Origin of the sequence: Pseudonocardia sp. Ae331_Ps2 (assembly GCF_001932405.1) — a bacterium.
Classification (GTDB): Bacteria; Actinomycetota; Actinomycetes; order Mycobacteriales; family Pseudonocardiaceae; genus Pseudonocardia.
This window is the reverse complement of the sequence record NZ_MCIM01000001.1, coordinates 5,885,706-5,897,604: the sequence shown is the minus strand read 5'-3', so window position 1 is coordinate 5,897,604 and position 11,899 is coordinate 5,885,706. Positions and strand designations below refer to the sequence as shown.

Sequence of the window (11,899 nt, the reverse complement as noted above, 5' to 3'; positions counted from 1 at the left end):
AGCCGGGCGCGGTAACGCAGGCACTACCCCGGAACTCCCGTCGAGGTGACCGCGTGGGGCCGGGCCCGGGCCGTCCACTGGGCCCATGCCGACCACGACCATCGAGCTCCACGACCTGCACCACGTCCACCGGCCCCGCGGTGCGCCCCCGGTCCGCGCGCTCGTCGGGGTGTCGCTCGCCCCGCGACCAGGGACGGTCACCGCGATCATGGGCCCCTCGGGGTCGGGGAAGTCGACCCTGCTGCACTGCGCCGCCGGGCTGCTCGTCCCCGCCTCCGGTCGCGTGCTGCTCGGCGGTGTCGATCTGACGGCGTTGTCCGAGCGGGGACGCACGCTGGCCCGCCGGGAGCGCACCGCCGTCGTGTTCCAGGCGTTCAACCTGGTCGCCGCGCTGACCGCGGCCCAGAACGTCGCACTGCCCGCGCGGCTCGCCGGCCGTCGGGTGGGTACCCGCGCGGTCGTCGCCGCCCTCGACGAGGTCGGCCTGGCCGACCGGGCCGGGCACCGTCCGGCCCAGTTGTCCGGCGGGCCGCAGCAGCGCGTCGCGATCGCGCGCGCCCTGCTCACCCGGCCCGCGGTGCTGTTCGCCGACGAGCCGACCGGCGCGCTCGACTCGGCCGCGTCCACCGGGGTCCTGGGACTGCTCCGCCACTGCGCCGTCGACCGGGGCGCGACGACGCTGATGGTCACCCACGACCCGGCTGCCGCGGCCTGGGCCGACGAGGTGGTGGTGCTGGGCGACGGGCGCCTCGTCGACCGCTTCCCGGTGCCCGGCCCGCCGGGGGACCGGCGGGCCGCCGCCGCCATCGCGCACCGCCTCACCGGACCCGCTGTCCCGGCCCCGGACGGCGTCCGATGATCGCCGTCGCGAGTGTGCGCGGCCGGTGGAGGGAGCTGCTCGCCGCGGTCCTCGCCGTCGCCGTCGGGGTCGGGTTGCTCGGGGCGGTGCTGCTCGCCGCGGCCGCGTCCCGCCCGGTGGTCCAGGAGCGCCTCGCGGCCACCTCGGCGCTGGTCGTCGCCCCGCCGGTCGTGACGTCGACGACCCCGCGCTCGCACGGGCGGATCCCGTGGAGCGGCCCGGTCGCCGACGCCCTCGCCGACCGCCTGGCCGCGTCGCGCGGCGCGACCGCGGTGCCCGACCGACCGTTCCCCGCGGTCGCCCTGCCCGGCGGACGACCGGTCGGTGACCCCGACGACCTGGAGGGCGGTCACGGCGTCGCCTCGCTCGTCCTCGGCGGGTACCGCGTCACGGCGGGGGAGCGTCCGCGGGGCCCTGGCGACGTGCTCGTCCCCCGCACGCTCGGGGTCGGTCCGGGCGACCGGCTCGCGGTGCAGTTCGCCGACACGGTCCGCACGATGCGCGTCTCCGGCACGACGGACGGTCCCGGCCTCTGGGTGGACGACACCGAGGCCGCCCGGCTCGCCCCGGGCGTGCGGACGATCGGCGTGCTCGGTGCGGTCCCGCCGGCGCCGCCGGACACGACCGTCCTGACCGGCGACGACCGCGCGGCCGTCGAGCCGGTCCAGGAGGCCCGCGTGCGCTGGCGCGGCGACCAGCTCCTCGCCGCTCTCGCGCTGCTCACCGCGGTCACGACCGTCGTCGTGGTCGGTGCCGCGCTGTCGACGGCCGTCGCGGGGCGCCGCCGCGAGCTGGGCCTGCTCCGCGCCGCCGGGGCGCTGCCCGGCCGGGTGCGCCGCCTCGTGCTCGCCGAGTCGGCACTGGTCGGGGTCCTCGGTGCGGCGGCGTGCACGGTCCTCGCGGTCGTCTCGGCCGCTCCGCTGCACACCGTCCTCGTCGCCACCGACGCCGCGCGGCCGGCACCGGTGCCCGCCGCCGCCGGGCCGCTCGCCGCTGCGGCCGCCGCCGGCGTGCTGCTCGCGGTCACCGGGGGCCTCGCCGCGGCGCGCCGGGCGGCCCGGGCCGCGCCGCTGGACGTCGTGCACGACACCGGTCCCGGACGCGGGTCGGCGCGGGGCCGCCTCCTCGGCGGGTCGCTCGCGCTCGCCGCCGGGGTGCTGCTCGCGGCCCGGACCGCGGCGGCGACCGGCGACGGCCGGGTCGGGCTCGCCCTCGCGACCGGTGCCGCGCTGGTGGGCGCGGCCGCGCTGCTCGCTCCGGTCCTGGTCGGGCTGCTCGCGCGGGTCGGCCCCGCTCGTCCGGGCGGCCGGGTCACCGCGATGCTGGTGCGCGCCGAGCTCGCGGCGAACCCGGCGCGGGCCGGCGCGGTCGTCGCACCGGTGGTCGTCGCGGTCGGGTTCGCGGTGCTGCTCGGTGGGCTCGTCGCGACCTCCGCCGACGCGTACCCGGCCCAGCGGACCGCACAGCTCGCCGGGCAGGTGACCGTGGAACGCGACGGCACGCCCGGCCTGCCCGACGACGTCGCCCGCACCCTCGCCGTCCCCGGCGCCCGGATCCCGCTGCCGACCGTGCTCGTCGTCCCCGGGGGTGCGGGACCGACCGCCGTCGACGCCGTCGGGACCGCCGACCCCGGCCTGGTCCGGCCGGGTGAGGTGGTCCTGTCCGTCCCGGCGGCCGACGCGCTCGGCCTCGCTCCGGGCGCGACCCTGGACGCCCGCTTCGCCGACGGCACCTTGGTGGGGCTGCGGGTCACCCGGGTCCTGCCGCCCGACGAGCGGCGCGGGGACGTCGTCATCGACCGGTCCCAGGTCCGCGCCCACGATCCGGCCGCGATGACCCGCACCGCGTTCCTGCCCGCCGGAGCGGTGCCCGGCCCGCTCCCGCTCGGGGTCGCGGTGCGCGACGCGGCTGCCTACGCCGCGCAGGAGTACGCGGTGGACGCCCGGTTGACCGACACCCTGGCCGCCCTGCTGGTCACGGTGTCCTCCGGCTACGGCGCGCTCGCGGTCGCCGCGGGGGCGCGGGCGGCGGCACGCACCCGGCGGACGGACCTGGCGGCGCTGGTCGCGGCCGGCGCGACCCGACGCCGGGTCGCCACGACCGTCGCCGCGGAGAACGGTGTGGCGGCGACCCTGGGCGCCGTCCTCGGGGTCGCGGTGTCGCTCCCGCCGCTGGCCGCCGTGGCGTCGGGGCTGTCCGCAGCGACGGGGACGGCGGTCGGTCCGGTGCTCGACACGGCCGTCACCTCGGCCGCGGCCGGTCTCTGCGTGCTGGTCGCCGTCGTCGCGGGTGGGGTGGGCGCCGCCACCACGAGGTGAGGGCACGTCCCGGTGCGGCTCGACCGGGGGCGCCGGGCGGCCGGCGGGCGGCAGAGCACGAGGTCAGCCGAGGAGCCGTCGCGCGTTGGCGGTGGTCAGCTCGCGCCAGCCGCGGCCGTCCGCGGCCGGGGGAGCGGTGTCGAGCGAGGCGACCTGGGCGCGCACGGCCGCGGCCGGTGTCCAGCACGAGTCGCTGCCGTAGACCAGCCGTTCCACCCCGACGGTGCGCTCCAGGGCCGGGACCTGGTGCGGGAACGGGGTCCCGGCGGTGTCGAACCAGAGGGACCGCAGCTGGTCGGGCACCGGGGCGCCCCCGCCGTCGCCGAACGCCGTGCGGAACAGCTCGATCCGGTCGGCGAGGGCGGGCAGCGCACCGCCGCAGTGCGTGGCGATCCACCGGACACCGGGGAACCGGGTGAGGGTTCCGGACAGCATGAGATCGGTGTAGGTCCGGGCGGTGTCGAACACGAACTCCAGCATCGGTCGGGGTCGACCGGCGGTCAGCTCCGCCGCGTGCGGCGGCGAGGTGGGGTGGACGAGCACCACCGCCCGACGCCGGTCCAGCTCCGCCCACAGCGGCGCGAACGCGGGATCCCCGAGATACCTGCCGTGGGCGTTGGTCTCGACGGTCACACCGTCGCTGCCGAGCTCGTCGAGGGCGTGGACGGCCTCGGCCAGCGCTCCGTCCACGTCGGGCAACGGCAACGAGGCGAGGTGCCCGAACCGGTCCGGGTGGTCGGCGCGCAGGGACGCGCCGGCCTCGTTCACCTCGCGGGACAGGCGTCGGGCGGCCCGGTCGTCCCCGAAGTGGGTCCCAGGAGAGGAGACGGACAGCAGGGACGTGGTGATCCCGCACTCGTCCATGAGCGCGAGGTGGCGAGCCGGGTCCCAGTCCGGCCATCCCGGCATGCCGTCGGGGCTGGTGTGCCCGGCCGACCGGGCGGCCTCGACGTAGGACGGGGTGAGGAAGTGGGAGTGCAGGTCGATCAGGGTCATCGGGTCCCTCCGGACGGAGCGGCTGCGGAACGGGCGGTGGGCGGCAGCCGCGCGGCGCGATCGCCCCGCGCCACCGGTCCCGGGCGGGACGGCGACTATCCTGGTCGTCGTGGCACGCATCGTCGTCCTCGACTACGGCTCCGGGAACCTGCGCTCCGCCGAGCGCGCCCTGCAACGCGTCGGCGCGGACGTCACCGTGACGTCCGACTTCGACGCGGCGACCGAGGCCGACGGTCTCGTCGTCCCCGGCGTGGGCGCCTTCGCGGCGTGCATGCGGGGCCTGCACTCCGTCCGCGGCCCGCAGATCATCGGGCGTCGCCTCGCCGGCGGCCGTCCGGTTCTGGGGATCTGCGTCGGCATGCAGGTTCTGTTCGAGCGCGGCGTCGAGTTCGACGAGGACACCGAGGGTTGCGGCGAGTGGCCCGGCACGGTCGAGCGGATCCAGGCCGACGTGCTGCCGCACATGGGCTGGAACACCGTCCGGACCCCGCAGGACAGCGCGCTGTTCGCCGGGCTCGACGCCGACGCCCGCTTCTACTTCGTGCACTCGTTCGGCGTGCGGCGCTGGACCCTGGAGCCCTCGCACGCGATCGCCGTGCCGAAGGTCACCTGGACCCACCACGGGGAGGACGTCATCGCCGCGGTGGAGAACGGGCCGCTGTCGGCCACCCAGTTCCACCCGGAGAAGTCCGGCGACGCCGGCGCCACGGTCCTGGAGAACTGGCTGCGGTCGGTCACGGCCTGATACCCACCACGACGCCGCCGCCGTCGGGCCGGGCCTCCAGCTCGCCGACGCGGCCGTCGCGGCCGATGCAGGTGACCACGACGGTGGGACCGCTGCCGAGGTCGGCGACGACCAGGCGGATGGTCTCCGGTGCGGGCACACCCACGGCGCCGGGGGCCCGTGCGACCACCTCCGCGACCGGTCCCGGTGCGAGGTCGTCGAGGTCGACGGTGCGCTGTGCCGGGTCCCGGGCGAGCGGTCGGTCGGTCGTGACCACGCCCAACCCGTCGTCGGAGTTCCAGACGTAGGTGCGGGTGTGGGTGGGCCGGCCGGGGTCGGCCGTCTGCACGGTTCCCCCGTCCGCGCCGTACGCCGCGAGGCGGTCGACGACCGTGCTCCCGGTAGCGCGGCGGACGTCGTCGACGAGGCGGGTCAGTCCCGCTGCCGTGCTGATGTCGGTGGCCGGGGCGGCCGGCGCGGAGACGACGGGAGCCGGATCGCGGGCCGGCCCGAAGTCGATCTGCTCGACCTGGACCTGCAGCCAGACCCGTCCGACGACGACGATCACCACGACGGAGATCAGCCCGCTGATCCACGAGGGCGGTCCGTACTTCCGCCTCCGGTACTCGGCGATCTCGCGCCGGTCCGGTGCCCACGGCAGGAACGGCGGTTCGAAACGGGGCGCGGTCCGGTCGGCGCGCGTGCGGGCACGGAGGAGAGCCACGACGGGGAGTGTGGCCGTGCTCGCGCGCTGCCACGGGCGTTCCGCGGAACGCGCCTCGGCCCGGCCCGTACTCCCCGGAACGCATGCTGTCCCCCTCGGCCACTCCCGGGGGCCACGAGTGCCGCGGATACCCTGGCGCGGTGAGCTTCACGTTGCTTCCCGCGGTGGACGTCGTCGACGGGCAGGCCGTCCGGCTGGTGCAGGGCGAGGCCGGCACCGAGACCGGCTACGGCTCGCCCCTGGAGGCGGCCATGACCTGGCAGGCCGGCGGCGCCGAATGGGTCCATCTGGTGGACCTCGACGCCGCGTTCGGCCGTGGCTCGAACGCCGAGCTGCTGGCCGAGGTGGTCGGGAAGCTCGATCTGCGGGTCGAGCTGTCCGGCGGCATCCGCGACGACGAGTCCCTGGACCGCGCCCTGTCCACCGGCGCTGCCCGGCTCAACCTCGGCACCGCGGCGCTGGAGCAGCCCGAGTGGTGCCGGAAGGTCCTCGCCGAGCACGGCGAGAAGATCGCGATCGGCCTCGACGTCAAGGTGATCGACGGCAGGCGCCGGGTCGCCGGCCGCGGCTGGACCTCCGACGGCGGCGACCTCTGGGAGGTCCTCGCCCGCCTCGACGCCGACGGTGCCACCCGCTACATCGTCACCGACGTCTCCAAGGACGGCACCCTCCAGGGCCCGAACGTCGAGCTGCTCACCGAGGTCGCGCAGGCCACCACCGCCCCGGTGATCGCCTCGGGCGGGATCTCCGAGGTCGCCGACCTGACCCGGCTCGCCGAGGTCGCCGCGACCGGGGTGAACATCGAGGGCTCGATCATCGGCAAGGCGCTCTACGCCGGCCGGTTCACCCTGCCCGAGGCCCTGGCGGCCGTGAACGCGGTGAGGGCCTGATGGGCGTCGCGGTCCGTGTCATCCCGTGCCTGGACGTCGACGCCGGGCGGGTGGTGAAGGGCGTCAACTTCAAGGAGCTCCGCGACGCGGGCGACCCGGTCGAGATGGCCCGCGTGTACGACGCCGAGGGCGCCGACGAGCTGACCTTCCTCGACGTCACCGCGTCGTCGTCGGAGCGCGGAACCATGATCGACGTGGTGCGTCGCACCGCCGAGCAGGTGTTCATCCCGCTGACCGTCGGCGGTGGCATCCGCACCCCCGACGACGTCGACCGGATGCTCCGCGCGGGCGCGGACAAGGTCTCGGTGAACACCGCCGCGATCGCCCGGCCCACGCTGCTGCACGAGATGTCGCGGCGTTTCGGCAGCCAGTGCATCGTGCTGTCGGTCGACGCCCGCCGGGTCCCCGAGGGGGAGCAGCCACAGCCGTCGGGCTGGGAGGTCACCACGCACGGCGGGCGTCGCTCCGCCGGTATCGACGCCGTCGAGTGGGCGCAGCGCGGCCAGGAGCTCGGCGTCGGGGAGATCCTGCTCAACTCGATGGATGCCGACGGCACCCGCGCCGGGTTCGACCTGGAGATGCTGACCGCGGTCCGCAAGGTCGTCGACGTCCCGGTGATCGCCTCCGGCGGTGCCGGTGCGGTCGAGCACTTCGCGCCGGCCGTGCGCGCCGGGGCGGACGCCGTGCTCGCCGCCAGCGTGTTCCACTTCGGTCAGCTGCGGATCGGTGAGGTGAAGGACGCGCTGCGCGCGGAGGGGGTCGAGATCCGGTGAGCACCCGTCTCACGGCGGCCGAGTCCGCGCTGGACCCGGGGATCGCCGCCCGCCTCAAGCGCGACGCCGACGGGCTGGTCTGCGCCGTCGTCCAGTCCCGCGCCGGTGAGGTGCTGATGGTCGGCTGGATGGACGACGAGGCGCTGCACCGCACCCTGACCACCGGCCGGGGGACCTACTGGTCGCGCTCGCGCCAGGAGTACTGGGTCAAGGGCGACACCTCGGGGCACGTGCAGCACGTGCACGAGGTGCGGCTCGACTGCGACGGCGACGCGGTGCTGGTCGTCGTCGATCAGGAGGGGCCGGCCTGTCACACGGGAACCCGGACCTGCTTCGACACCGACGTCCTGCTCGCCAGGGACGGCGCATGAGCACCGACGTCCTGCTCGCCAGGGACGGCGCATGAGCACCGACGTCCTGCTCACCAAGGACGGCGGCGGGGTCTGACCGCTCACGGGTGCACCGGCGGCGTCGGTGGCGGCTGGGTGGGTGCCGAGGTGACCCACCGGATCCCGGCGGTGATCGCGTGCCCACCGGCCCGCACCACGGTCGCCTCGGCCACGGGCAGCCACGGCAGCCGCAGCGGCAGCCGCGTCCAGCGTGGCATCAGCCCCACCGACGCGGCGGCCAGCACCGAGTACGGCAGCCGTGCGGAGAGCGGCAGCGGCGGCTCCCACAACAGGAACCGCGCGGCGTCGCGGGCCTCCGGGGTCCCGGCCAGCTCGGGCCGGTAGGCGGCGAGCTGGGCGTGCAGCTCGGCAACGGACTCCGGCGGATCGGGCACCCCCAGCTCACGGGCGACGCGTGCGGTGTCGGCGACGTAGGCGTCGCGTCCGGCGGCGTCGAGCGGGGCGGCGCCGTAGCGGTCGTGCGCGCTGAGGAAGCTGTCGATCTCGGCGATGTGCACCCAGCGCAGCAGGTGCGGATCCGACGCCGAGTACGGGCGCCCGTCCGGCGCGGTCCCGCGGACGTGCACGTGGGCCCGCCTGATCCGCGAGATCACCCGCTCGGCCTCCTCGGCCGGCCCGAACGTCGTCGCGGCCAGGAAGTACGAGGTGCGCTGCAGCCGTCCCCACGGGTCGCCGCGGAACCCGGAGTGCCCGGCGACCCCCGCCATGGCCAGCGGGTGCAGCGACTGCAGCAGCAGCGCACGCAGTCCGCCGACGAACATCGACGAGTCGCCGTGCACGGTGCGGATCGCGGCGTCCTCGGCGAACCAGCGCGGGCCCTCGGCACCGAGGACGCGGGCGCGGCGGCCGGATCCCTCGTCGCCGGCGACCCGGCTGAACACCGCCGACCCGACCCGCGAGCGAAGCGCCTCGAGCCGGTCGGCGACGGCGCCGGGCAGCCGGGCGGACAGATCGACCATGACCCCAGTGTGCGGTCGTGCGGCCCCGGCCGCCCTGCTGGCGAGCTCGTGGCCGGGTTCGCCGCGGGCGACGGCGACCGTCTCGCCGGCGCCGGGCTCACCACCCGCGAGGGCGAGGTGCTGCGGCTGATGGCGCGTGGTCCGTCCGACGCCGAGATCGCCGCCGAGCTGGTGCTCGGGGTGGAGACGGTGACGACCCAGGTGGCGGGCGCGCTCGCGAAGACCGGGTCGCGGAACCGGACCCAGGCCGTCGTCGCCGCCTACTCCTCGGGGTTCGTCGACCCCAGGTTCCCGGTCAGGTAGCGCTGCACGGTCGGCCCGACCGCGGCGAAGATGTCCTCGGGGGGCGCCGAGGCCAGCGGCTCCAGGTGCACCACGTAGCGGATCATGGCGAGCCCGATCAGCTGGGCGGCGACGAGCGCGCCCCGCTCGTCGGGCCGGTCGGGGGAGTGGACGCGGGTGACCGGCACCAGGATCGCCTTGCCGATGAACTCGCGCAGCATCCGGGCCGCGGCCTCGTGTCCCGCGACGCTGCGCAGCACCGCCGCCATCGGGGAGCCGCCGTCGGCGTCCCACACGGTGAGGAAGGTGCGCACGATCCGCTCGCCGACGGTGTCGCCCGGACCGCTCACCAGGTGCTCGCGGACCTGCTCGGGCTCGAGCGGCAGGTCGAGCGCGGCGAGGAACAGCTTCTCCTTGCCGCCGAACCAGTGGTTGACCATCGCCGGGTCGACCCCGGCGCGCTCGGCGATCCGGCGGACCGTGGCGCCGTCGAAGCCGCGGTCGGCGAACTCGACGCGGGCGGCGGCCAGCAGCGCGGCGCGGGTGTCCGCACCGCCGGACCGGCGGCCACGACGCCGGGGCTGCGCCCCCGGGGCCGGGGGTGCGCTGGCGCTCGGTTCGGTCATGCGTCCCATCCTCACCCGCGCGAGGGCAGTCGTCACTGCTCGGGGACAATGAGTCGCATGACCCAGCGGACCCAGAACGCATCCGGTGGCGCGACGACGACGGGCGCCCCCGCCCCCGCGGTTCCCGCAGCCGCAGCCCTGGGCGCGGTGAGCCCCAGCCGCGAGGAGTTCCGGGAGCTGGCGCGTGCGCACCGGGTCATCCCGGTGACCCGGCGGCTGCTGGCCGACGACGAGACCCCGGTCGGGGTGTACCGCAAGCTGGCGGGTGGGCGGTCCGGCACGTTCCTGCTGGAGTCCGCGGAGAACGGCCGGTCCTGGTCGCGGTGGTCGTTCGTCGGGGCGCGCAGCGCCGCGGCGCTCACCGCCGTCGACGGCGAGCTGGTCTGGACCGGAGAGGTCCCCGACGGCCTGCCCACCACCGGTGACCCGCTCGAGGCGCTGCGCACCGTGGTCACCGAGCTGCACTCCGAGCCGCTGCCCGGGCTGCCGCCGCTGACCGGCGGCATGGTCGGCTACCTCGGCTACGACATCGTCCGCCGCGTCGAGCGCATCGCCGACCCGGACGACCCGGCCGTCGACGACCTGGCGCTGCCCGAGCTGGTCATGCTGCTGGCCACCGACCTGGCGGCGCTCGACCACCACGAGGGCACCGTCACCCTGATCGCGAACGCGATCAACTGGGACGCCACCGACGACCGCGTCGACCAGGCCTACGACGACGCGGTCGCCCGGCTGGACCGGATGACCGGCGAGCTCGCGGTCCCGTCGCCGAGCTCGGTCGCGGTGTACACCCCGACCCGCCCGGAGTTCCTCCGCCGGCGCACCCCCGAGCAGCACCACGCCGCGATCGAGGACGCCAAGGAGCAGATCCGCGCCGGTGAGGCCTTCCAGATCGTGCTGTCGCAGCGCTTCGAGATGGAGTGCGACGCCGACCCGCTCGAGGTCTACCGGATCCTGCGCACCACGAACCCGAGCCCGTACATGTACCTGCTGCGCCTCGACGACGCCGCGGGCGGGCCGCCGTTCTCGATCGTCGGGTCCAGCCCGGAGGCGCTGGTCAGCGTGCTCGACGGGCGCGCCACCACGCACCCCATCGCGGGCACCCGCTGGCGCGGCGCGACCGACGAGGAGGACCAGCTCCTGGAGAAGGAGCTGCGCGGCGACGAGAAGGAGCGCGCCGAGCACCTGATGCTCGTCGACCTCGGACGCAACGACCTGGGCCGGGTGTGCGAGCCCGGCACGGTCACCGTGCGGAACTTCTTCGAGATCGAGCGCTACAGCCACGTCATGCACCTGGTGTCGACGGTGTCCGGGCTGCTGCGGCGCGACCGCACCGCGTTCGACGCCGTCGTCGCCTGCTTCCCCGCCGGCACCCTGTCCGGGGCGCCGAAGGTGCGGGCCATGCAGGTCATCGACCGGCTGGAGCCGACCCGACGCGGCCAGTACGGCGGCATCGTCGGCTACCTCGACTTCGCGGGCAACGCCGACACCGCGATCGCCATCCGCACCGCGATGATCCGCAACGGGACCGCCTACGTGCAGGCCGGCGGCGGGATCGTGGCCGACTCCGACCCGGCCGCGGAGGACATGGAGTGCCTGAACAAGGCCCGGGCGGTGCTCTCGGCCGTCGCCGCGGCCGGGTCCCTGTCGGCCCCGCTGACACCCCCGCCCGTCCCGGGCAGCGCGTGACGGCGCCCGGCGACGACGGGGTCGCCGCGCCCGCACCGCACCGCACCGACCGGCGGGCACTCGGCCTGACCGTGCTCGGCCTGCTGCTCGGCGCCGGGGCCCTGTGGGGCGCCGGGTCCGCCGACTGGTTCGTGCTGGAGGTGCCCACCGCCACCCGCGGCACCGTCGAGCTCGGCGCCACCGGCGCGCAGCTGCAACCCGTGGTCACCGCGGTCGCCGCGCTGCTGGTCGCGGCGGTCGCCGCGCTGGTCGCGCTGTCGGGGATCGCCCGCCGGGTGCTCGGTGTGCTGGTCGGGCTCGCCGGGGTGGCTGCGGTGGTGCTCACCCTGCGGCTGGTCGCCGTGCCGCCGTCGGCGGTGGAGCTGGCCTCGGCCCGCTCCGGGCTGACCGCCCCGAACGCCCCCGCGGGCTCCGGCGCGGTCTCGGCGACGCCGTGGCCCTGGCTGGCGGTCGCCGGCGGGGTCGTCGCACTCGCCGCCGCGGTGCTGCTGGTGGTGCGGGAGCCGCGGCTGCCGCGGCTCGGTGCCCGCTACGCCGCACCGGGCACGCAGGCGGCCACGACACCGACCGACCCCGACCGGGCGGCCTGGGAACGGCTCGACGCCGGCGGCGACCCGACCGTCGGTCCGCGTGAGGGGGAGAACTAGCA

At 76.3% G+C, this 11,899-nt stretch carries 13 protein-coding genes; 9 read left to right on the top strand and 4 right to left on the bottom strand.

The window, feature by feature from the left end; translation table 11 throughout:
- Window positions 1-85 precede the first annotated feature (85 nt).
- The gene (locus Ae331Ps2_RS27585; protein WP_083696079.1) at window positions 86-859 is read left to right on the top strand and encodes an ABC transporter ATP-binding protein; all 774 of its coding nucleotides are present in this window, start codon (window positions 86-88) and stop codon (window positions 857-859) included.
- Window positions 856-3,177: an ABC transporter permease gene (locus Ae331Ps2_RS27580; protein ID WP_075305656.1), complete on the top strand. Its 2,322-nt coding sequence runs from the start codon at window positions 856-858 to the stop codon at window positions 3,175-3,177. Before Ae331Ps2_RS27585 ends, Ae331Ps2_RS27580 begins: the two co-directional genes overlap by 4 nt.
- A gap of 63 nt (window positions 3,178-3,240) precedes the next feature.
- On the opposite strand, the gene Ae331Ps2_RS27575 is transcribed toward Ae331Ps2_RS27580, so the two are convergent.
- Window positions 3,241-4,173 carry an amidohydrolase family protein gene (locus Ae331Ps2_RS27575; protein WP_075305657.1) on the bottom strand — a complete coding sequence of 311 codons (933 nt, stop codon included), beginning with the start codon at window positions 4,171-4,173 and terminating at the stop codon, window positions 3,241-3,243.
- A 109-nt stretch (window positions 4,174-4,282) separates the two neighbouring features.
- Here Ae331Ps2_RS27575 and hisH point away from each other — a divergent pair, with 109 nt between their 5' ends.
- Window positions 4,283-4,918: an imidazole glycerol phosphate synthase subunit HisH gene (gene hisH / locus Ae331Ps2_RS27570; RefSeq protein WP_075305658.1), complete on the top strand. Its 636-nt coding sequence runs from the start codon at window positions 4,283-4,285 to the stop codon at window positions 4,916-4,918.
- Here hisH and Ae331Ps2_RS27565 read toward each other — a convergent pair.
- Window positions 4,908-5,621 carry a hypothetical protein gene (locus Ae331Ps2_RS27565; RefSeq protein WP_075305659.1) on the bottom strand — a complete coding sequence of 238 codons (714 nt, stop codon included), beginning with the start codon at window positions 5,619-5,621 and terminating at the stop codon, window positions 4,908-4,910. The genes hisH and Ae331Ps2_RS27565 overlap by 11 nt on opposite strands.
- A 140-nt stretch (window positions 5,622-5,761) precedes the next feature.
- Between Ae331Ps2_RS27565 and priA the strand changes: the two genes are divergently transcribed.
- From priA to hisI, 3 genes are read left to right on the top strand one after another with little or no spacing between them, the layout of a single operon-like run.
- Window positions 5,762-6,511, top strand: a complete 750-nt coding sequence (gene priA / locus Ae331Ps2_RS27560) for a bifunctional 1-(5-phosphoribosyl)-5-((5-phosphoribosylamino)methylideneamino)imidazole-4-carboxamide isomerase/phosphoribosylanthranilate isomerase PriA (protein ID WP_075305660.1) — start codon at window positions 5,762-5,764, stop codon at window positions 6,509-6,511.
- On the top strand, window positions 6,511-7,284 hold the full coding sequence (hisF, locus tag Ae331Ps2_RS27555; protein ID WP_020622477.1) for an imidazole glycerol phosphate synthase subunit HisF: 774 nt from the start codon (window positions 6,511-6,513) through the stop codon (window positions 7,282-7,284). Before priA ends, hisF begins: the two co-directional genes overlap by 1 nt.
- A complete protein-coding gene (gene hisI, locus Ae331Ps2_RS27550) occupies window positions 7,281-7,655 on the top strand; it encodes a phosphoribosyl-AMP cyclohydrolase (RefSeq protein WP_075305661.1) in 375 nt (124 codons plus the stop codon). The genes hisF and hisI overlap by 4 nt, the downstream gene beginning before the upstream one ends.
- A gap of 80 nt (window positions 7,656-7,735) precedes the next feature.
- Here hisI and Ae331Ps2_RS27545 read toward each other — a convergent pair whose 3' ends face one another.
- Window positions 7,736-8,653, bottom strand: a complete 918-nt coding sequence (locus tag Ae331Ps2_RS27545) for an oxygenase MpaB family protein (RefSeq protein ID WP_075305662.1) — start codon at window positions 8,651-8,653, stop codon at window positions 7,736-7,738.
- A gap of 48 nt (window positions 8,654-8,701) precedes the next feature.
- Here Ae331Ps2_RS27545 and Ae331Ps2_RS27540 point away from each other — a divergent pair, with 48 nt between their 5' ends.
- Window positions 8,702-8,956: a response regulator transcription factor gene (locus Ae331Ps2_RS27540; protein WP_369804830.1), complete on the top strand. Its 255-nt coding sequence runs from the start codon at window positions 8,702-8,704 to the stop codon at window positions 8,954-8,956.
- On the opposite strand, the gene Ae331Ps2_RS27535 is transcribed toward Ae331Ps2_RS27540, so the two are convergent.
- A complete protein-coding gene (locus Ae331Ps2_RS27535; protein WP_075305663.1) occupies window positions 8,914-9,561 on the bottom strand; it encodes a TetR family transcriptional regulator in 648 nt (215 codons plus the stop codon). The genes Ae331Ps2_RS27540 and Ae331Ps2_RS27535 overlap by 43 nt on opposite strands.
- A gap of 57 nt (window positions 9,562-9,618) precedes the next feature.
- On the opposite strand from Ae331Ps2_RS27535, the gene Ae331Ps2_RS27530 reads away from it, so the two are divergent.
- Together Ae331Ps2_RS27530 and Ae331Ps2_RS27525 are read left to right on the top strand one after the other, a co-directional pair.
- Window positions 9,619-11,250, top strand: a complete 1,632-nt coding sequence (locus Ae331Ps2_RS27530) for an anthranilate synthase component I (RefSeq protein ID WP_233147498.1) — start codon at window positions 9,619-9,621, stop codon at window positions 11,248-11,250.
- Complete coding sequence (locus Ae331Ps2_RS27525; protein WP_020627499.1) at window positions 11,247-11,897, top strand: Trp biosynthesis-associated membrane protein; 651 nt, start codon at window positions 11,247-11,249, stop codon at window positions 11,895-11,897. Before Ae331Ps2_RS27530 ends, Ae331Ps2_RS27525 begins: the two co-directional genes overlap by 4 nt.
- Window positions 11,898-11,899: the final 2 nt, after the last annotated feature.

Coding starts and splice junctions, on each gene's coding strand:
- Ae331Ps2_RS27585 (WP_083696079.1), top strand. CDS start 86: ATGCCGACCACGACCATCGAGCTCCACGACCTGCACCACGTCCACCGG.
- Ae331Ps2_RS27545 (WP_075305662.1), bottom strand. CDS start 8,653: ATGGTCGATCTGTCCGCCCGGCTGCCCGGCGCCGTCGCCGACCGGCTC.
- Ae331Ps2_RS27575 (WP_075305657.1), bottom strand. CDS start 4,173: ATGACCCTGATCGACCTGCACTCCCACTTCCTCACCCCGTCCTACGTC.
- Ae331Ps2_RS27580 (WP_075305656.1), top strand. CDS start 856: ATGATCGCCGTCGCGAGTGTGCGCGGCCGGTGGAGGGAGCTGCTCGCC.
- hisF (WP_020622477.1), top strand. CDS start 6,511: ATGGGCGTCGCGGTCCGTGTCATCCCGTGCCTGGACGTCGACGCCGGG.
- Ae331Ps2_RS27535 (WP_075305663.1), bottom strand. CDS start 9,561: ATGACCGAACCGAGCGCCAGCGCACCCCCGGCCCCGGGGGCGCAGCCC.
- Ae331Ps2_RS27530 (WP_233147498.1), top strand. CDS start 9,619: ATGACCCAGCGGACCCAGAACGCATCCGGTGGCGCGACGACGACGGGC.